Raw genomic sequence first — 17,301 nt, forward strand, 5'->3', positions numbered from 1 at the left:
AAAGGATTAATTAGATATGGTCAGCAAATACATTCTGCTGACCAGCATCGTGCCATCTACCATTAGACTTGATTAAGTACCAACAAATCTGAATTAATCTCCGAGATTGATCTCGCTCCGGTTAAGGTCATCGCTACCCGCATCTCTTTCTCAATCAGATCCAGCAAATTAGAAACGCCCGCTTCACCTGCCGCAGCCAACGCATAAGCAAACGCACGCCCCAGTAAAACACTATCTGCGCCCAGGGCAAGCATTCTCACCACATCTAATCCTGTCCTGATACCAGAATCAGTAAGAATGGTAATGTCGTTTTTGACTGCATTTGCAATCGCAGGTAAAGCTCGTGCCGTTGATAAAACACCATCAAGCTGACGTCCACCATGATTTGAAATCACAATACCATCAGCGCCAAACCGGACAGCATCTTTAGCATCTTCTGGATCAAGGATGCCTTTGATAATCATCGGCCCTTTCCAGAAATCACGGATCCACTCCAAATCTTTCCATGAAATTGATGGATCAAAATTACTTCCCAACCAGCCAATATAGTCTTCCAATTTGGTCGGTTTGCCACGATATACCGAGATATTGCCCAAATCGTGTGGCTTACCCCATAATCCTACATCCCATGCCCATTGCGGATGAGTTATCGCCTGCAAAATACGACGCATGGCTGCATACGGGCCACTCATACCGGAATGGGCATCACGGTAACGCGCTCCTGGTACTGGCATATCAACGGTAAATACCAGATTTTTGACTCCCACAGCCTGTGCCCTTTCCAATACATTGCGCATAAAACCACGATCTTTTAGCACATAGAGCTGAAACCAGATTGGGCGATCGATTGCAGAAGCGACTTCTTCAATCGGGCATACTGATACCGTCGACAAAGTAAATGAGATCCCCTTTTTGGCTGCGGCACGTGCAGCTTGCACTTCACCACGACGCGCATACATTCCTGTCAATCCAACAGGACCAAGTGCTACCGGCATTGACATTTTCTCGCCAAATAAGCGGGTTTCCAGACTTAACTCAGACATATCCTTCAACACACGCTGGCGTAACTCAATATTGGATAAATCTGCGGTATTACGTTTAAGGGTATGCTCTGCGTAGGCTCCGCCATCAATATAGTGGAACAGAAAAGGTGGTAACTTAGCTTGAGCTGCATCCCGATAATCAGTTGAAGCGGAAATAATCATAATACCTACCCTAATGTTGAAAAGTTATTCGCACATTTTTCAAGATGCCAGAATCAAGGCCATGACAGCCACAATTCCCCCACAGACTAGCGTTGGTGATCCCAAAAATAGAGCATTCAACGCGATAGAGTGTTGTATTCCACCAAATGTTAAATGAGAAACCTTATTAGAGCCTGAGAAAAATGATAATCAAACCTTATAACCGACAAACCATATTTAAAATAACGCATTGGTCTCTTATATTTAAGATCTCCCTCCAGAATAAAAGCAATAAACTAATGGGTTAAAAACTACCATTTATCTATATTCGGTCTGATAGCATATTTTCCAGAATATCATAAACAGGTAATAAACGATTGAAGCCATCCCTATCAAGAAAATGTCCACCATTAGCAATATTAATCACTTCCGTTTGCAAAGAATGAGCCAAAGCCTGGGAGAATTGCGGAGAAATAATTTCATCATTAGATGAAATAAGTGAAAAACGGTATTTGGTTACCTCACGCAAGAAAGCATAATCTAACGGCTCAACAGTAAAAGAATCCAATTCTGGTAAAGTCATTTGAGGAACGTCAAATCCAGAAACCAAAATATATCCACCAATACGAAGATGCTGAGAACGCATCGATGCTAAATGTCGCAATAACGTGATACAACCGAGACTATGACCAACAAAAACCGAGTCTTTATCTGCCTCAGGCACAATATCCATCAGCATCTTAGCCCAAACTTCTGGTTTAGGAGATGATGTATCAGGCATGGTAGGTATGATAACTTCCGCACCCTGTTCAATAAGTTTCTCTTTTAACCAAGGGAACCAATGTGAAGAAGGTGAAGCAGTATATCCATGAACAATAATTATTTTTTTGCCAGAAAATCGCCCTTGGTCACTTATTCTTTCTGATATCACTAATTTTCTCCTATTTAATAATTTATCTATTTATGGAGTCAACCATCTAATCATTAAGAGCTTTAAACTGGGATAAGTCAATAATAGTGTACATGACCTTAGTCTTATCCAGCTAGTTCTCTGGCCTGTTTTTCGAGCCAAGAAACCACCGCATGATTATTGAACAAGTAAAAATGCCCTCCTGTGAAAATTTGTTGTTCTATTGGCGCAGTTAACACTCGCCACCATTCCGCCAAACGAGAAACAGGAACTCTATTATCCCGATCTCCTCCTATCACATAAGCTGGGATATTCAACTTTACTTTTGGTAATAAAGACAAAGAGTTCAACAAAATGAGATCATTTTTCATTGTTTTGATCACATAATTACGTAGTTCAGGGTTAGCAAGAATATCTGCCGGTGTTCCGCCACATTGCTCAAGGATATTCAAAACATAAGAGTCAGAATATTCCTCATATGGCTTATTTTTAAACCCTTCAGAATCAATAAAACCACGGGCAGAGATAATAAGTGCTAATTGCTTTTCTGGTAATTCACTCTCCAGTCTACGAGCAACCTGATAAGCCAGTTCCGCTCCTAAACTGTGCCCAAACAGTAATAAAGGTTTATCCTCTCCTAACCTTAAACGCTTTATTGCGGCAAGGATATCAGATAAAACAGTTTCAACATCCACCTGAAAAGGCTCTGAAACACGCATTCCCCTGCCTGCAAGCTCCAAACAATAAACTTCAATAAATTCCGATAACTTGTGAGCCAACTCAATGTAGGAAAAACAAGAGCCTCCGGCGTGATGAAAAAATAACAGCTGCGCTCCGGCCTCTGGCTTTTTAATCGCAGAAAATAAAACTGAATCAGACAAAATGAAGTTCCTTTAGCAGATTGAGAGATATCCCATAAATTTTCAAGCTATTACTTTTTTATTTACAACTGTAACTTAAAATCGATTAATTATAAATAACTTTTAAAAAAATTCATTAGGCAAAGAATAATATTTATTATTATATTATATTATATTATATTATATTGTATTTTATTTTTTTCTATAAAAGAAAATTTGATTATCTTATAATTATTAATTAACTCACAATGTGTGATTCGATGAAATTATGTACAAAGCAAAAGAAAATCAGTAACTGCCTAAGACATATATACCAATCCAACGTCAAGATGCGTGTTATATTTCCCCGCTGCACGGGGAAATATAAGGCCTCGCGTCTTCTTGCGGGTTGTAACTTGAGGTTTATTGAGCATATAACATAAAAATAACTAATATAAAAGACAGATAGTAAGAATAATCACTTATTTTTTGAATAAATCTTTATATTATTCTGAAATTATTTAATATTCAATTTACGACCAATGGCAAATACAGAAACCAATCCCACCAAATCTATAGTGATTAAAGTACCAGCAAATAATATTTCGCCTCTAAAAGCAAAAACAGTCGCAATAATTAAGATAAATAAGGTAATGAAAAAGCCCATCCACTGCCCTCGTCTATCTCTGTTTATCACTCCATTCAATGCCTTATTCTGCTTTTCATGTTGAAAAACCTGCTCTTTTTCTCTGAGAGTAAATACTCTTTCAGCGTAACCAGGTAAGATTGTTTCATAACTCTGCAATACTTCAGGGGATGGAAATGAATCAAGAAAATGAAATATCTCTTTATTTTCGAGTAAATATCCATCTGACGAATCAGCATCTAAAGCGTTGCGGTAATCATTTACGGGCATAATGTCAAGAATGCTCCCTATCGCTCTGAAGTAATGACCAATGTTAACGTTCACGTTTTCTCCCCCAACAATATACACAAAAAACACTTTAATAAAATCAGTGAGATAATTAAGTTCAACCTATAATAGAGATGAATTAATCGTACTTCTGATATCTTCGTTATTCACAATACACCTTGCTTTTGGCTAGGGAACGGGCGGCATTCTTCAGCTTTGTAGGTTCCATCTTCTTGACGAATTAAAAATATTTTCCGGCCTGAACGCAGTGCTTTACTGATCGCTGTTTGATGAACACCGACTAAACGCGCTGCTTTAACTTGGCCATTCAACTTTACATACTCTGATAATGGGATTTTTTCCATACTATTCCTCCTCCCCTCAAGATAATATCTAAAGTACTAAATATTTCAATATTTTTAGTATTTATCATTTTAATAGCGGTGGTATTAAAATGATCCCATGAAAAAGAAACTTACAGCAGAACAACTTGCAGATTCGGCACGTTTAAAAGAGATATTTGAATCCAAAAAAAAGCAGCTCGGCATCTCTCAGGAAACGCTTGCAGAAGACATCGACAAGACACAAAGTGCAATTTCACACTATCTCAACGGAATAAACGCCCTTAACTTGGAGATGGCGGCCTATTTTGCCCAAAAACTGGAAGTCAAAATTGCAGATTTCAGTCCATCGCTGGATAAACAAGCAAGAAAACTTGTCTCTGTTCTCTATGATGATAATGCGGCATTTGCCAGTCATACGCTCCTGCATAGGCAATATCCATTACTCGACTGGGTAAATGCAGGTAATTGGTGCGAAGATCCCACACCAAAATACCAAACAAGCCGTACTGCAAAGGCATATGAAACCTGTATTGAGTGTTCACAACGTGCTTTTTGGCTGGAAGTAAAAAGTGATTCAATGGTATCGCCGAATGGACTAAGCTTCCCGCAAGGCATGATCATTTTAGTTGATCCAGAAGTTAAGCCGACGCCCAACAATTTAGTCGTAGCAAAACTCGATGGAGAGAAGGAACTGACTTTCAAGCAACTGATTACAGAAGGATATGATACATTTTTAAAGCCATTAAATCCTCAATACAATATGATTACCCTTAGTAATCAAGTAAATATTATTGGTGTGGTTGTGGAAGCAAGGATTGGGAAATTACCTTAAAAATAGTCATTTCCCAATGACAGCTGTGTTTTTACAAAACACCAAATCATAAGTTAAGCCAGTTATGAAAACAGCATTATCCGTAATGATCGGGCACTATCTATTTTTCTGTTATAAAATCAAATTAATATATTGATTTAACAAACTATAGAGATCATTGAAGGAATAGATTTATCATTTCTTAATTTTATAACCTTTATCGGTGTTTTAGCTGCTCTTGTCCAAATTTTGGAGATGTTTCTCGATAAATTTATTCCTTCCCTTTATCATTCGCTAGGAATTTTCCTGCCTTACTTACTATTCACTGTGCGATTTTTGGCGCTACCATATTTATGGTTGAGCGAAACTATAACTTTGCTGAATCTATTACTTATGGCGCAGGTTGTGGCATTGGCTGGATGCTAGCGATTATTGCCCTGGCCGGACTACGAGAAAAAATGAAATATTCAAATATACCCAAAGGATTAAACGCGATGCTCGACTTTAACATCCTATAACGTTGGCTTGTTGAAGCCAGTCGCGTTGACTTTTACCTTGTTTAAAATTGGCAAAAATACCCAATGTGTGAGAAAGCAGTTTCCTGGCAATTCGATTACTCAAATGCCACAAATCCCGTGCCCAGCACTTCTCGATAGCAAATTGCCCGGCAAGTTGACCAATGACGGTTTCAATTAAACGGCGTTTGGCGTTAATGACCCTTCTCGTTTTTCTGGGGATGGGATCATCCCTATTGGCACGCACTAGGGTAATCATTTCAATACCCTCTGCCTTCATTTCCTGTTTAAATTCAACGCCTAAATACCCTTTATCACCCAGCAAATAGCCTTTTATCGAACCGATCACATCCCAGGTTGCTTCACGCTCACCGACATTGGCGGGCGTCAGCGTAAACCCGGTTACCACGCCGATTTCGTCTATCATGAGATGTCCTTTGAAGCCGTAGTCAGTTTCGTTTTTGGCGGCACAGTACCCATAATCGGCTTGCCCTTGTATCTTAAAAGTAGGTTAAAATAAATACGATTAGATTTGGCACAGTGTACGCAGTCTGAGTTGCCCTGGGGTTTTAAGCCCGTTTTAAAGCTATTGACGCATACACTGAGCCACTCATCTGAAACCCGAACAGTTGTCCGTCATCCATAACGTATTTGCAAGGCAGGGTAATATGAGTCAGCCAAATCCACTTTGTGTGGGCATCGATGTTTCCAAAGCCTCATTAGATATCGCCGTGAGTACTGGCGTAGAGGCATTCACCGCCAGTAATGATCCTGATGGTTTTGATGCCATTGTGTCCGTACTGAAGCAACATCTCGTGTCCCTGATTCTGATGGAAGCCACCGGTGGACTGGAATCTGCTGTTGCCTGCTCGCTTCAGGCCGAAGGGTTTGATGTCGTTGTTATTAATCCCAGGCAAGCGCGAGATTTTGCCCGGGCCATGGGATATCTGGCAAAGACTGACCGCATTGACGCCAAGGTCCTGACTCAGATGGCAGAAGTGATAAACCGTCATCCCGAACGAGAACGGTTTATTCGGGCGCTGCCAGATGCGGAACGTCAGATTCTTTCTGCCATGGTGGTGCGCAGACGGCAGTTGATTACGATGCTGGTTGCTGAGCGTAATCGCCTACATCCTGCGCATCCTCAGAGCAGAAAGAGCATCAACACTGTCATTAAAGCACTGGAAGCTGAGCTGGCGCGGATCGATGAAGATATGAATAAACATATCCAGATTCATTTTAAGGAACTGGCTGACCGGCTCAGCGCCATCAAGGGCATTGGGGCAATGACAACAGCAGCCCTGCTGGCAGAAGTCCCTGAACTGGGCAAGCTCTCGCGTCGGGAAATCAGTGCACTTGTTGGCGTTGCTCCTGTTAACCGTGACTCGGGAACTATGCGGGGTCGACGAACCATCTTTGGCGGGCGCGCTGGGGTTCGGACAGCGTTGTATATGGCCACACTCGTGGCAACCCGTTTTAACCCGGTAATCAAGACGTTTTACAACCGCCTGCTGGCGGCGGGTAAGGCCAAAAAAGTGGCTCTTGTGGCTTGTATGCGCAAGCTGCTGACCATCTTGAATGCGATGATTAGAAAAAATGAAGAATGGAATAATTCGTATCATCAGATAACGCCATAAAATCGCGTTCAAGACAGTTGCTTGAAGTTGGCACTGCCTTTTGCTCTTTTGAATCCACAGACGGGCAGCGGAAATCCGTCGATAATATGTACCGGCCTGTCGGGCGCACCCAATAACCTCGCCAGCTTTTCTTGCAGTTGTTGTTTAACAACCCAAAGATTCGAAATCTGTTTAGCGAAATTGGCGCGTGAACCCAGTCCCGGAAACCACTCGCGCCAGTGGTCACGAAAGTACGTCCAAATGCCTTTATCCGTTGAAAATTCTAAAAATTCGCCCACGACTTCCATCGTGATGGCTTCCGCATCGCTCAGCTTAGGTGGATATCCCCGGCTTCTGAACCGTGTGCCTTGCTGTAACGCCGTTAGATTTTCATCTACCCAACAAAATACCCAAATGATAAAATCTTGCTGTGACATAGCCTTTTGTTCCTTTATTTCTCTATTTTTGACGACTTAAAGTTATAAAGGAGCGGCTATGTCATTTCAACTCACCATAAAAGTCGAGCATCGCGTTAGGAAAATAAAAATGCAAAAGAATGAGCCAGTAATAATCGCAAATGGAAATACAATTGAGGAAATTTATCAGTGGATGGAACATAAATTAGATGCACGTCGCGATGTAATTTCCCTTGCAAGACAAGTGGAATACCTAAACAAAGCGCGAGAAAAAGTGAATCAGCAATTAGATAATGAAATCAACCAAGCTAAAATAAATCCTTATAAACAAGACCATGATCGGGAAATAAATAATGCTTCTGACCCGATCATGAAATTAGAAAGGGAACGCCACGAAATTATTCGCCAGTTGAATTATCCAGAAGGCGATGAACATGATTACGAATCGCTTGTTCGCGATTGTAAAGCTTGCTGTCACTCTCCTTCATTTCCTTCACAAGAGTAAGGCTAAGACCCTCTAGGTCGCGATAAATGTCTTTCCTTTGCTCCTCATTTAATACTTTGAAAATAGACTGAATGATGCGGTTAAAAGCAGCTGTTTCAACTTCAATCAGTCTTAACAACTCTTCTTGGCTAGAATTTTGAATCATAAAAAGACCTCATGTCTATCGGGGGATCTGGAATATAACAAATTCCTGTCTGTTGGGGAATAGCAGGAGAACCACTGCCGCCTGAGGTGGTTAAATATGCAGGTACATTCCAAATAAACAATATTAATTCTGAGGGTATGAATATGACCACACCAATGCAATTTGCCGCTGAATGCAAAGAGGACTACGAATATTATCGTAAGCGGGCTGCGTCATATGAACCGCGTTCTGTAATGCGTTGTTTTTATGCCAAGCTATGCTGGGGCGCTAGGCAGAACTATCGCAAATGGTCTTCACTCAATTAGCCAATTACAGCTCATTTCTGAGTGGGCTGTGGTGAGTTGAATGCTAATAACTGAGGATATTGTTATGCAGGTAATTCATATTATTCATAAAGGTTCAACCACGATCCGCATAATTGCAACAATGTTCTACGGTATTGGTCTGTCAGAATCTATCAATGTAGATGTATTCAAAAAAGATTTTGACGATTCTAAATTTATTCTGTGTGGGAATAGGCCTCATCCTGAATGGCGTCGGATGTCTGTAGATGAATATATTCAACGTGGTCGTCCTGAGAAATTTAAATATGCTACGTACGCAGAAACAATCAGAGTTGTAAGAGAATTGAGAAATACAAAATAATTAAACAACCTCGCCAATGCGGGGTTTTTTATTACCTGAATATAGGAAAACAATAATGACAGAATTCACACTAACAATAAAATTGATATCGAATGGCAGTAACGAAGTGAAATTGAGCACCAAAGGTGATTTACAAGGTTCGCCTTCCATATATTTTGCTCTGTTTATCAGGTCATTTCAGGAGCACGTGCAGAATAGTTTGCAAGGAACGGCTGAAATTGCCTCAGAAATAGCTGAATTAAGTCAGCGAATTGTCAATTGCGACTGTGATGACGATGAATAACAGGAGGGTTTATGGAGTGGATTAAATGTTCAGATCGGCTACCTGAAATAGATGAAATAGTTTTAGGTTGTGAATTCTATACCAATAATGGCAATTATAAATGCCGATTATATGGGAGAGCTGAGGACGGAGAATACTGGTACTGGGGAGTAGTTAATCGGTTAAACGAAATTGAGATAGATGATGAATATAATGTTGAATATTGGATGCCATTCCCTGAACCACCGAAAGGAGAATAATGATGAATAGAATAACACTTACAGGTAAACAAATATTAGCAGTATGTAAATTTGCTGGAATTCCTCATGGTGAAATGACTAACGAGGAATTAGAGCAGGAATTTACTATCGGCGATAATTTAGCAATTCAGGTTGACGGTGGGATTTATATAGAGCAATTAGGAATTTATTGTACTGATTATCCAGAGGACGGAGCTATGTCACTGGAGAATAACAATGCCTAAACATATACACGCCGATTTAATTATGGGGGTCTTATATAAAAATGAAACCATTAGAACTGACAAATTTAAAATTTGATCGGCTTCTGGTTATTAGCCCCGTCCCAGAAAGGCCCGGAAGATTTTGGAATTGTATCTGTGATTGCGGTAATAAAGTTCAAATTAGAGGAACTAGTTTGAAAGGCGGAAATTCCACATCATGTGGATGCAAATGGAATGACAATAGACCAACCAAACATAAAATGGCAAAGTCGAATGAATATTCTATTTGGTCGGCAATGAGGCAGCGATGCGAAAATAAAAAACACAAAGCATACCCGTCTTATGGAGGGAGAGGAATTAAAGTTTGTGAAAGATGGTCTAGCTTTGAAAATTTTATTTATGACATGGGAGAGAGACCAAGTAAAAATCACAGTGTAGATAGGATAGATAATAATGGGGATTATAGCCCAGAGAATTGTAGATGGGCCGAAAAACTAGTTCAGAGTAATAATACAAGAACAAATGTATTTATTACTATAAATGGAGTATCTATGACATTATCACAATGGGCCAGAATACCAGAGTGTAATGTTCGCCCTCAAACTATCGGGAAAAGATTACGCAAAGGATGGAGCGCCGAAGAGGCTGTCTTCACCAAAAGTGGAGCAAGTCGCGAATCCGCCGAACTGCACGCCCGGGCGCTTATTTCTCTAACCTCTAAATAATCCAAATCAGAAAAACACTAATCGTTTTCACTAACGAGGGGCTGTTACATGCGTAACAACATGTTCGACGGGCGCGCAGTCGTACCCAAACAACCACAGGCAATCAGAAACTGGCGCTGCCATGTGCGCCGTCTCGCACTACTCATCATCTCATCATTTGTATTTATTCCGGTTTAACGGAGGATAATATGCACCCAATCACTCTAAGTTATACCTATGCAGAAACGACCAGTAGAACGCTGCATGGACGTACACAGGTAATATTCAAAGACCCTGCTGACCTGCACATTGATATGACATTTTCAGAGTTTGCCAAACGCTCTAATCCAGAGCCTGGTGAAATGCTGGCCTATCTCATGACTCATTGCGACGAAGAACAAATCGCGGAAGAATTAAAGAAAGCCGGATACGGATATCGGCATCTTATGGCTATCGCCCAGCATATGCACAAGGAGGCCGCATGAGAGGCTTCGGATGTGATCCCTGCTGGATGCAGGATGCAAAATATGAGCGGGACAGAGAGGAAGCTGCATACCAAGATAGTCTCGATGAGGATCTGGACAATAGAGCCAATAACAGACTGGGAAAATTACCCGACAACACGCTATCAGATGAGATTAATTCTCTGTTGGAAATGGCGGGTGATAAACGGCCTGAATTAATGGATACGTACCACACATGGCTGTTTGATGTGTGTCGAGCAGTGGAGGAGCAGAGGCATGAAACCCGGTATCTATTATGACATTTCCAATGAGGACTATCACCGCGGCGAGGGGGTGAGCAAGTCGCAGTTGGATAAAGTGGCAAAATCAACAGCACTTTTAGATTGGGACAGGGACGCCCCAGAGGATGAAGAGAAAAAAAGCGCTCTGGATATGGGGACGGCGCTTCATTGTCTGTTATTAGAACCGGATGAATTTGACAATAGGTTTATTAAAGCACCTCAATTCAATCGCCGCACCAACTCAGGAAAAGAAGAAGAAAAGGAGTTTTTAGAAGAGTGCAAAAAAACAGGAAAGATCGTGATGAACTACGAGCAACACCGGAAATTACAACTAATGCGGGATAGTGTGATGGCTCATCCGGGGGGGAGGCGGCTATTGGAACACGATGGAGTTTGTGAGGCTTCAATTTATTGGAACGACGCTGAAACTGGCGAATTATGCAGGATACGACCGGATAAGTTAATCCCCGATAATGACATCATTGTAGATGTTAAAAAAGTTTCAGATATTAGTCGATTCCCTACTCATATAGAGGAATATCGCTATCACGTTCAGGATGCCATGTATGGCGAAGGTTATCGGCAATATACCGGAACTATCCCTATCTTTTGTTTTCTGGCAGTCAGTGAATCTATCGATTGTGGCAAATATCCTGTTCGTCTGTTTGTTCTGGATCAGTATGACAGGGAGGTTGGTTTTGATTTGTTCAGAAAGAATCTAAATACGTACCACGAGTGCCGAGTAAAAGGAAATTTCGGCTTAGGTTTCGAAGTTGTTCAACGCCCTGAGTGGGCCAGGAGAAGAGATGAATAATGTAATTAATCCATTTGGTTCTAATGCACCGCAAGCGCAGCCAACACAGGGGATGGTAGCCGTTGAACAACAGCGGGCAATACAGGAAACGCGATGCTCGACTTTTATGGTGAGTTGAAATGACATAGCCGCTCCTTTATAACTTTAAGTCGTCAAAAATAGAGAGATAAAGGAACAAAAGGCTATGTCACAGCAAGATTTTATCATTTGGGTGTTTTGTTGGGTAGATGACAATTTAACGCAGTTACAGCAAAGTATGCGATTCAGAAGCCGGGGATATCCGCCTAAACTGAGCGATGCAGAAGCCATCACGATGGAAGTGGTGGGTGAATTTTTAGGACTTTCAACAGATAAAGGCATTTGGACGTACTTTAATGACCACTGGCGCGAGTGGTTTCCGGGGCTAGGTTCGCGCGCCAATTTCGCTAAACAGATTTCTAATCTTTGGGTTGTTAAACAACAACTGCAAGAAAAGCTGGCGAGGTTATTGGGCGCGCCCGACAGGCCGGTACATATTATCGACGGATTTCCGCTGCCCGTCTGTGGATTCAAAAGAGCAAAAGGCAGTGCCAACTTCAAAGGACAAGCCGATTATGGGTACTGTGCCGCCAAAAACGAAACTTACTACGGCTTCAAAGGACATCTCATGATAGACGAAATCGGCGTGGTAACCGGGTTTACGCTGACGCCCGCCAATGTCGGTGAGCGTGAAGCAACCTGGGATGTGATCGGTTCGATAAAAGGCTATTTGCTGGGTGATAAAGGGTATTTAGGCGTTGAATTTAAACAGGAAATGAAGGCAGAGGGTATTGAAATGATTACCCCAGTGCGTGCCAATAGGGATGATCCCATCCCCAGAAAAACGAGAAGGGTCATTAACGCCAAACGCCGTTTAATTGAAACCGTCATTGGTCAACTTGCCGGGCAATTTGCTATCGAGAAGTGCTGGGCACGGGATTTGTGGCATTTGAGTAATCGAATTGCCAGGAAACTGCTTTCTCACACATTGGGTATTTTTGCCAATTTTAAACAAGGTAAAAGTCAACGCGACTGGCTTCAACAAGCCAACGTTATAGGATGTTAAAGTCGAGCATCGCGTTACAGGAAGTTCAAGCCGCAATGGTGATAGCTAAAAAGTTCCCGCGTGACCCCATTATGGCAATGGACAGAATTTTACAAGCATGCACCCGACCTACTCTGGCAGAAAGCGCCTTGTATTCATATTCACGCGGAGGTGCAGAAGTTACAGGGCCTAGTATCAGATTAGCCGAAGCAGTAGCTCAAAATTGGGGGAATATTCAGTTTGGTATCCGAGAGTTGGAGCAAAAAAACGGGGAATCAACCGTTGAGGCGTTCGCATGGGATATCGAGACGAACACCAGACAGGTAAAAACATTCACGGTTCCTCATGTTCGATTTACGCGTAATGGCAAAAAGAAACTGGAAGATCCCCGCGATATCTATGAATTGGTCGCTAATCAGGGTTCCAGAAGATTACGCGCCTGTATCCTCGGTGTAATACCGGGAGATGTTGTTGAGGCTGCGGTTAATCAGTGTGATGTGACTCTCAGGAGTAATGCAGATACATCACCAGAGGCCATTAAAAAAATGGTTGAAGTATTCAAAGCGGAATTTGGCGTAACCAGTGAGCAAATCCAAAAACGCATTCAGTGTCGAGTTGAAGCAATGCGCCCTGCTCAGATGGTTCAGATGAAAAAAATCTATGCGTCTCTGCGTGATGGCATGTCCAGCGTAGATGATTGGTTCGAAAAACCAGAAACAACCCAGAAGCAGGTTGATAAACTGAATAGCATGGGAGATGCGATTGATGACCACGGAGCCGAGTAAATATTTTTACGGTAAACCCTGTCCACACGGGCATACACTGAGATACACCAAAAATCGTCGGTGCGTTGTATGTAGACGAATATGGGCCAATGAGAATCAAGGAAGGTATGTAAGGAAAGACAAAAAACCCGCTCAAAAGACATCTGCCACCGACTTCCAACACCGGGTCTTCGTGCTCGGCAATCCAGACAGAAGTATCTAATTAACCCCAACCCTATCACTACGCTGCTATGCGGCGGGAGGATTATTGTAACCAAATTCGGGAGGACATATGCAGTTCACCCCATGGAACCCCAATCCCATAGCGATTGCAAGAGTCAATGACCCCTATCCCATTCCGACACACTGCCGTTATTGCGGCAGACACGTGATGATTGAGCATCACCTGAATGTTTTTAAACGCATCCATGATAACCGCTGGCCGTGGCTATACCACTGTTGGGCATGTGGTGCGCGTGTCAGTATTCATCCGGGAACGGATATCCCGATGGGGTCACTGGCAGATAAAACGACACGCAGAGCCAGAGCATCGGCTCATCGGTATTTCGATGATGTAGTCAGGAGTCGTAATTTAGAGCGCACGGATGCGTACAGATGGTTAGCAAATCAATTAAATATCAGTTTCAACGAATGCCATTTCGGCTGGTTTGACACTGAAATGTGCGAACGGGCAGCAAATATATGCAGGAGGTTTAGGTGATAGTAATGAATAATCAAAATGAACAACTACCCACCGTTATAAATAGTGGAACTATTAACATCGACAATATTCAGATAACAGTTCATACATTGGATAACGGGCAGCGTGTAATAGATGAAAATAGTATGCAGATATTTTTAAATTGGCTGGGAGGTGATAATAATGAACAATGATGTGATTGAGTTGGCAAACAGATTAAAAACAGCAGCTAATGTAACCAAGATAGATGACGTAAATGAAATTAAAATTGACTGTGATGATTTAATAAAGCTCTGTGAGGCGATAGAAAAACTCGCTGAATATGAAAATATGAAGCCTGTGGCTATATATAATTTAGCTGATGGCGAGGTTTATAAAAGCATTCATGATATAGGTGATGGAAAAAGCGTATTCGCAGTAAACCTATATCCTCACCGCAACAAATAGAGAACCATCATGGATATTATCGATGCAGCGAATGAATTAAATGAGCTGAATATATCTCATGCACTCCAGAACCGGCCACCAGCATTAACCAGCATCAACGGTATGTGCCGATGGCGTGAGACGGAGCCAGCAGTACACGGTGCATTCTGTAGCCGGGAGTGTGGGGAGGATTATGAGAAGAATAGGAGGAAAACGAGGAATATAAACGATGAGTGACTACGGAGGCAGTAACACACCCAAGGAATTTAAAGACTTTTGGCAAACTCCACTCCCGTTATTTCTGGCACTCGATTTAGAATTCGGATTTTATTTAGATGCCGCCGCCAACGCTCAAAATACCCTGTGTGCTCATTATCTCACGGAACGAGATAATGCACTGGAATGTGATTGGGTGAGTTACGGCTCGACATGGGTAAATCCACCCTACTCGAATATCAAGTCGTGGGTAGAAAAAGCTGCTATCGAATGTCAGAAACAGTTACAACCTGTCGTGATGTTAGTTCCCTCTGATACATCTGTAGGCTGGTTTAAATTAGCAATGGAAACTGTCGATGAGGTCAGATTAATAACGGGTGGACGGATTTCATTTGTTAACGCAGAAACACAAAAACCAGTGAATGGAAATAACAAAGGTAGTTTATTGCTAATTTGGCGACCATTCACTAACCCACGCAGAATAATAACAACCGTCGATCGAGATTATTTGATTAATGTCGGCAATGAACAATTGAGGAAAATAGCATGAAAGTAACAATCGAAGTACCGAACAAGAAAGACATTGATATGGTATTTGGATTAGTAGCAGATTTCTTGAAGCAAAAAGATAGGAAAGTAAATGAACCCGTGTTCTTTACCATTAACAATGAACGCTCAGGAGTAATAAGGGAATCGCATAAAGGTAATATTTCCTGCCGTATTAACCCATGACTAGCGAATTCGAGAACGCAAGGAGGACGGTGGCGAGGGAATGCCTGAAAGAGCTTAGAAAGCTACCCAAATACGACGATACCGCAGTCACCGCCATTCTCGATAAATACACACCCCAATTTAAACCACTCAACCATATGCGATTCAGCGCTAAATCAGTGCTGGGATATTATGTGCGAATGATTCAGAAGGAAATGAAAAGAGGTTAAAATATGCAGATGCTAACTCTGGATGAATGGGCAAGCGACAGATATAGGAGTCGCCCGCCTAGTTTAAGCACCCTTCAACGTTATGCTAGAAATGGTTTTTTTTACCCACCAGCACAAAAAGAAGGCGGCATTTGGCGGGTTAGAGAAGATGCAGAACTAGTTGGACGGTTAGCTACTCCAACTATAAATAAGTCGGATAATCCTAAATTACAGAGGATCTTAAATGATGGCTGCTAGACCTCGCAAAAACAATATCAATATCCCCAACTTATACCCATTGTTTAGTCGCAAAACCAATAAGGTGTATTGGCGCTATCGACATCCCATTACAGGAAAATACCATGCTTTAGGCGACGATGAGCAAGAAGCAAAAGAAATTGCTATTGAAGCCAACAATAGACTAGCTGAACAACGTAGCCGGCAAGTCATGGCAATTGGTGATCGTATAGCAAACATTAAGGGAAAAGAAATTACTGTTGATACGTGGCTGGATAGGTACTGGAAAGTTCAGGAAGAACGCCTAGAAACTGGTGATATCAAACTCAATACGTTCAAACAGAAACGCAAGCCGGTAGATTTAATGCGGCAAGCTCTAGCAATGAAGTCTCTTCCTGCCGTGGATGCCAGAGATATAGCTGAAATACTGGATCAATATAAATCAGCCGGACAACCTCGTATGGCTCAAGTTATCCGTTCTGTTTTGATTGATGTCTTTAAAGAAGCTCAGCATGCCGGGGAGGTTCCTCCGGGTTACAATCCCGCCCTAGCAACTAAGCAGCCAAGGAGGAGAGTGACTCGTCAGTGTCTCAATCTGGATGAGTGGCAAAAAATATTTGAAGTCGCTGACTCACACTACAAGTACATGGGTAATGCAATGTTGTTAGCAATAGTAACAGGCCAGAGATTAGGTGATATTTCTGAGATGAAATTTAGTGATATTTGGGACGATCATCTGCATGTTTCTCAAGAAAAAACAGGAACCAGATTAGCTATCCCCTTAGCGTTACGATGCAATGCTCTCAATATTTCTCTCAGAGAAGTTGTTGCGCGCTGCCGCGACCGTGTTGTTAGCCCGTATTTAATTCACTACTTTCACACCACATCACAGTCTAAACGCGGAGAAAAAGTAACAGCTAATACATTAACAACAAACTTCAAAAAAGCACGTGATAAAACAGATATTGATTGGAGAGAAGGAACTCCAGCGACCTTTCATGAGCAGCGCTCATTATCAGAGCGTCTATATCGCGATCAGGGTATTAATACGAAAGATTTATTGGGGCATAAAACGCAGCAACAGACAGATAAATACCATGATGACCGTGGCAAAGATTGGATAAAAATTGTCGTCTAAGTTGCT

General features: G+C 41.8%; 26 protein-coding genes and 3 pseudogenes. 22 read left to right on the forward strand and 7 right to left on the reverse strand.

Annotation, left to right across the window (positions count from 1 at the left end; all coding sequences use genetic code 11):
- Positions 1 to 62 precede the first annotated feature (62 nt).
- The 5 genes from lldD to PXH59_RS03350 form a co-directional block, all read right to left on the reverse strand.
- Complete coding sequence (lldD, locus tag PXH59_RS03330; protein ID WP_285810320.1) at positions 63 to 1,205, reverse strand: FMN-dependent L-lactate dehydrogenase LldD; 1,143 nt, start codon at positions 1,203 to 1,205, stop codon at positions 63 to 65.
- 301 nt (positions 1,206 to 1,506) lie between these two features.
- Positions 1,507 to 2,115, reverse strand: a complete 609-nt coding sequence (locus PXH59_RS03335; protein ID WP_285810321.1) for an RBBP9/YdeN family alpha/beta hydrolase — start codon at positions 2,113 to 2,115, stop codon at positions 1,507 to 1,509.
- A 104-nt stretch (positions 2,116 to 2,219) separates the two neighbouring features.
- A complete protein-coding gene (locus PXH59_RS03340; protein WP_285810322.1) occupies positions 2,220 to 2,975 on the reverse strand; it encodes a thioesterase II family protein in 756 nt (251 codons plus the stop codon).
- Between the two features lie 475 nt (positions 2,976 to 3,450).
- A complete protein-coding gene (locus PXH59_RS03345; RefSeq protein ID WP_285810323.1) occupies positions 3,451 to 3,903 on the reverse strand; it encodes a DUF2335 domain-containing protein in 453 nt (150 codons plus the stop codon).
- Between the two features lie 110 nt (positions 3,904 to 4,013).
- Complete coding sequence (locus PXH59_RS03350; RefSeq protein ID WP_047771141.1) at positions 4,014 to 4,211, reverse strand: Cro/CI family transcriptional regulator; 198 nt, start codon at positions 4,209 to 4,211, stop codon at positions 4,014 to 4,016.
- Between the two features lie 97 nt (positions 4,212 to 4,308).
- Here PXH59_RS03350 and PXH59_RS03355 point away from each other — a divergent pair, with 97 nt between their 5' ends.
- Both PXH59_RS03355 and PXH59_RS03360 read left to right on the forward strand, forming a co-directional pair.
- Positions 4,309 to 5,022, forward strand: a complete 714-nt coding sequence (locus tag PXH59_RS03355) for a LexA family protein (RefSeq protein WP_285810324.1) — start codon at positions 4,309 to 4,311, stop codon at positions 5,020 to 5,022.
- A gap of 153 nt (positions 5,023 to 5,175) precedes the next feature.
- Positions 5,176 to 5,498: pseudogene (locus PXH59_RS03360) on the forward strand (Rnf-Nqr domain containing protein); the annotation flags it as partial.
- A gap of 7 nt (positions 5,499 to 5,505) precedes the next feature.
- Here PXH59_RS03360 and PXH59_RS03365 read toward each other — a convergent pair.
- Positions 5,506 to 6,012: pseudogene (locus PXH59_RS03365) on the reverse strand (IS982 family transposase); the annotation flags it as partial.
- A gap of 172 nt (positions 6,013 to 6,184) precedes the next feature.
- Between PXH59_RS03365 and PXH59_RS03370 the strand changes: the two are divergent.
- Positions 6,185 to 7,153, forward strand: coding sequence for an IS110 family RNA-guided transposase (locus PXH59_RS03370; protein ID WP_285808913.1), 969 nt, complete (start codon positions 6,185 to 6,187; stop codon positions 7,151 to 7,153).
- A 20-nt stretch (positions 7,154 to 7,173) separates the two neighbouring features.
- Here the strand turns inward: PXH59_RS03370 and PXH59_RS03375 are convergent.
- Positions 7,174 to 7,569, reverse strand: a pseudogene (locus PXH59_RS03375) (transposase family protein); the annotation flags it as partial.
- A 58-nt stretch (positions 7,570 to 7,627) separates the two neighbouring features.
- Here PXH59_RS03375 and PXH59_RS03380 point away from each other — a divergent pair.
- The 19 genes from PXH59_RS03380 to PXH59_RS03470 all read left to right on the forward strand — a co-directional run bounded on the left by PXH59_RS03380 (position 7,628) and on the right by PXH59_RS03470 (position 17,295).
- Positions 7,628 to 8,053, forward strand: coding sequence for a hypothetical protein (locus PXH59_RS03380; RefSeq protein WP_285810325.1), 426 nt, complete (start codon positions 7,628 to 7,630; stop codon positions 8,051 to 8,053).
- Between the two features lie 490 nt (positions 8,054 to 8,543).
- Complete coding sequence (locus PXH59_RS03385) at positions 8,544 to 8,843, forward strand: hypothetical protein (protein WP_285810326.1); 300 nt, start codon at positions 8,544 to 8,546, stop codon at positions 8,841 to 8,843.
- 55 nt (positions 8,844 to 8,898) lie between these two features.
- Positions 8,899 to 9,126, forward strand: a complete 228-nt coding sequence (locus PXH59_RS03390; RefSeq protein ID WP_285810327.1) for a hypothetical protein — start codon at positions 8,899 to 8,901, stop codon at positions 9,124 to 9,126.
- 11 nt (positions 9,127 to 9,137) lie between these two features.
- Entirely contained in the window at positions 9,138 to 9,365 is a 228-nt protein-coding gene (locus PXH59_RS03395; RefSeq protein ID WP_285810328.1) for a DUF551 domain-containing protein, read from the forward strand.
- A 2-nt stretch (positions 9,366 to 9,367) separates the two neighbouring features.
- Positions 9,368 to 9,589, forward strand: a complete 222-nt coding sequence (locus PXH59_RS03400; protein WP_285810329.1) for a hypothetical protein — start codon at positions 9,368 to 9,370, stop codon at positions 9,587 to 9,589.
- Positions 9,590 to 9,630: 41 nt separating this feature from the next.
- Entirely contained in the window at positions 9,631 to 10,293 is a 663-nt protein-coding gene (locus PXH59_RS03405) for a hypothetical protein (RefSeq protein WP_285810331.1), read from the forward strand.
- 188 nt (positions 10,294 to 10,481) lie between these two features.
- Entirely contained in the window at positions 10,482 to 10,757 is a 276-nt protein-coding gene (locus PXH59_RS03410) for a hypothetical protein (RefSeq protein ID WP_285810332.1), read from the forward strand.
- On the forward strand, positions 10,754 to 11,035 hold the full coding sequence (locus tag PXH59_RS03415) for a hypothetical protein (RefSeq protein WP_285810351.1): 282 nt from the start codon (positions 10,754 to 10,756) through the stop codon (positions 11,033 to 11,035). Before PXH59_RS03410 ends, PXH59_RS03415 begins: the two co-directional genes overlap by 4 nt.
- On the forward strand, positions 11,013 to 11,831 hold the full coding sequence (locus tag PXH59_RS03420) for a PD-(D/E)XK nuclease-like domain-containing protein (RefSeq protein WP_285810353.1): 819 nt from the start codon (positions 11,013 to 11,015) through the stop codon (positions 11,829 to 11,831). Before PXH59_RS03415 ends, PXH59_RS03420 begins: the two co-directional genes overlap by 23 nt.
- Positions 11,824 to 11,949 carry a hypothetical protein gene (locus tag PXH59_RS03425; RefSeq protein ID WP_285810355.1) on the forward strand — a complete coding sequence of 42 codons (126 nt, stop codon included), beginning with the start codon at positions 11,824 to 11,826 and terminating at the stop codon, positions 11,947 to 11,949. The genes PXH59_RS03420 and PXH59_RS03425 overlap by 8 nt, the downstream gene beginning before the upstream one ends.
- A 66-nt stretch (positions 11,950 to 12,015) precedes the next feature.
- Positions 12,016 to 12,915, forward strand: a complete 900-nt coding sequence (locus PXH59_RS03430) for an IS982 family transposase (protein ID WP_285810357.1) — start codon at positions 12,016 to 12,018, stop codon at positions 12,913 to 12,915.
- The gene (locus PXH59_RS03435) at positions 12,909 to 13,679 is read left to right on the forward strand and encodes a hypothetical protein (protein ID WP_285810359.1); all 771 of its coding nucleotides are present in this window, start codon (positions 12,909 to 12,911) and stop codon (positions 13,677 to 13,679) included. The genes PXH59_RS03430 and PXH59_RS03435 overlap by 7 nt, the downstream gene beginning before the upstream one ends.
- Before the next feature lie 271 nt (positions 13,680 to 13,950).
- On the forward strand, positions 13,951 to 14,379 hold the full coding sequence (locus PXH59_RS03440; RefSeq protein ID WP_285810360.1) for a zinc-finger-containing protein: 429 nt from the start codon (positions 13,951 to 13,953) through the stop codon (positions 14,377 to 14,379).
- Positions 14,380 to 14,384: 5 nt separating this feature from the next.
- Positions 14,385 to 14,552 (forward strand): hypothetical protein, encoded by a 168-nt coding sequence (locus PXH59_RS03445; protein ID WP_160300184.1) that lies wholly within the window; start codon positions 14,385 to 14,387, stop codon positions 14,550 to 14,552.
- Positions 14,542 to 14,805 (forward strand): hypothetical protein, encoded by a 264-nt coding sequence (locus PXH59_RS03450; protein ID WP_285810362.1) that lies wholly within the window; start codon positions 14,542 to 14,544, stop codon positions 14,803 to 14,805. The genes PXH59_RS03445 and PXH59_RS03450 overlap by 11 nt, the downstream gene beginning before the upstream one ends.
- A gap of 208 nt (positions 14,806 to 15,013) precedes the next feature.
- The gene (locus PXH59_RS03455) at positions 15,014 to 15,550 is read left to right on the forward strand and encodes a phage N-6-adenine-methyltransferase (RefSeq protein WP_285810363.1); all 537 of its coding nucleotides are present in this window, start codon (positions 15,014 to 15,016) and stop codon (positions 15,548 to 15,550) included.
- Positions 15,547 to 15,732 (forward strand): hypothetical protein, encoded by a 186-nt coding sequence (locus tag PXH59_RS03460; protein WP_285810365.1) that lies wholly within the window; start codon positions 15,547 to 15,549, stop codon positions 15,730 to 15,732. Before PXH59_RS03455 ends, PXH59_RS03460 begins: the two co-directional genes overlap by 4 nt.
- A gap of 212 nt (positions 15,733 to 15,944) precedes the next feature.
- Positions 15,945 to 16,178, forward strand: a complete 234-nt coding sequence (locus PXH59_RS03465) for an excisionase (protein WP_047768002.1) — start codon at positions 15,945 to 15,947, stop codon at positions 16,176 to 16,178.
- On the forward strand, positions 16,168 to 17,295 hold the full coding sequence (locus tag PXH59_RS03470) for a site-specific integrase (protein ID WP_285811616.1): 1,128 nt from the start codon (positions 16,168 to 16,170) through the stop codon (positions 17,293 to 17,295). The genes PXH59_RS03465 and PXH59_RS03470 overlap by 11 nt, the downstream gene beginning before the upstream one ends.
- The last annotated feature ends 6 nt before the right edge of the window (positions 17,296 to 17,301 follow it).

This window comes from Xenorhabdus bakwenae, assembly GCF_030272115.1.
Taxonomy (GTDB): domain Bacteria; phylum Pseudomonadota; class Gammaproteobacteria; order Enterobacterales; family Enterobacteriaceae; genus Xenorhabdus; species Xenorhabdus bakwenae.

Bases quoted from the DNA above. Each gene is read 5' to 3' on its own strand.
- PXH59_RS03410 (WP_285810332.1), top strand. From the start codon at position 10,482: ATGCACCCAATCACTCTAAGTTATACCTATGCAGAAACGACCAGTAGA.
- PXH59_RS03455 (WP_285810363.1), top strand. From the start codon at position 15,014: ATGAGTGACTACGGAGGCAGTAACACACCCAAGGAATTTAAAGACTTT.
- PXH59_RS03355 (WP_285810324.1), top strand. From the start codon at position 4,309: ATGAAAAAGAAACTTACAGCAGAACAACTTGCAGATTCGGCACGTTTA.
- PXH59_RS03470 (WP_285811616.1), top strand. From the start codon at position 16,168: ATGGCTGCTAGACCTCGCAAAAACAATATCAATATCCCCAACTTATAC.
- PXH59_RS03435 (WP_285810359.1), top strand. From the start codon at position 12,909: ATGTTAAAGTCGAGCATCGCGTTACAGGAAGTTCAAGCCGCAATGGTG.
- PXH59_RS03415 (WP_285810351.1), top strand. From the start codon at position 10,754: ATGAGAGGCTTCGGATGTGATCCCTGCTGGATGCAGGATGCAAAATAT.
- PXH59_RS03460 (WP_285810365.1), top strand. From the start codon at position 15,547: ATGAAAGTAACAATCGAAGTACCGAACAAGAAAGACATTGATATGGTA.
- PXH59_RS03385 (WP_285810326.1), top strand. From the start codon at position 8,544: ATGCTAATAACTGAGGATATTGTTATGCAGGTAATTCATATTATTCAT.
- PXH59_RS03400 (WP_285810329.1), top strand. From the start codon at position 9,368: ATGAATAGAATAACACTTACAGGTAAACAAATATTAGCAGTATGTAAA.
- PXH59_RS03380 (WP_285810325.1), top strand. From the start codon at position 7,628: ATGTCATTTCAACTCACCATAAAAGTCGAGCATCGCGTTAGGAAAATA.
- PXH59_RS03450 (WP_285810362.1), top strand. From the start codon at position 14,542: ATGAACAATGATGTGATTGAGTTGGCAAACAGATTAAAAACAGCAGCT.
- PXH59_RS03440 (WP_285810360.1), top strand. From the start codon at position 13,951: ATGCAGTTCACCCCATGGAACCCCAATCCCATAGCGATTGCAAGAGTC.
- lldD (WP_285810320.1), bottom strand. From the start codon at position 1,205: ATGATTATTTCCGCTTCAACTGATTATCGGGATGCAGCTCAAGCTAAG.
- PXH59_RS03390 (WP_285810327.1), top strand. From the start codon at position 8,899: ATGACAGAATTCACACTAACAATAAAATTGATATCGAATGGCAGTAAC.
- PXH59_RS03350 (WP_047771141.1), bottom strand. From the start codon at position 4,211: ATGGAAAAAATCCCATTATCAGAGTATGTAAAGTTGAATGGCCAAGTT.
- PXH59_RS03430 (WP_285810357.1), top strand. From the start codon at position 12,016: ATGTCACAGCAAGATTTTATCATTTGGGTGTTTTGTTGGGTAGATGAC.
- PXH59_RS03420 (WP_285810353.1), top strand. From the start codon at position 11,013: ATGAAACCCGGTATCTATTATGACATTTCCAATGAGGACTATCACCGC.
- PXH59_RS03445 (WP_160300184.1), top strand. From the start codon at position 14,385: ATGAATAATCAAAATGAACAACTACCCACCGTTATAAATAGTGGAACT.
- PXH59_RS03370 (WP_285808913.1), top strand. From the start codon at position 6,185: ATGAGTCAGCCAAATCCACTTTGTGTGGGCATCGATGTTTCCAAAGCC.
- PXH59_RS03395 (WP_285810328.1), top strand. From the start codon at position 9,138: ATGGAGTGGATTAAATGTTCAGATCGGCTACCTGAAATAGATGAAATA.
- PXH59_RS03465 (WP_047768002.1), top strand. From the start codon at position 15,945: ATGCAGATGCTAACTCTGGATGAATGGGCAAGCGACAGATATAGGAGT.
- PXH59_RS03405 (WP_285810331.1), top strand. From the start codon at position 9,631: ATGAAACCATTAGAACTGACAAATTTAAAATTTGATCGGCTTCTGGTT.
- PXH59_RS03425 (WP_285810355.1), top strand. From the start codon at position 11,824: ATGAATAATGTAATTAATCCATTTGGTTCTAATGCACCGCAAGCGCAG.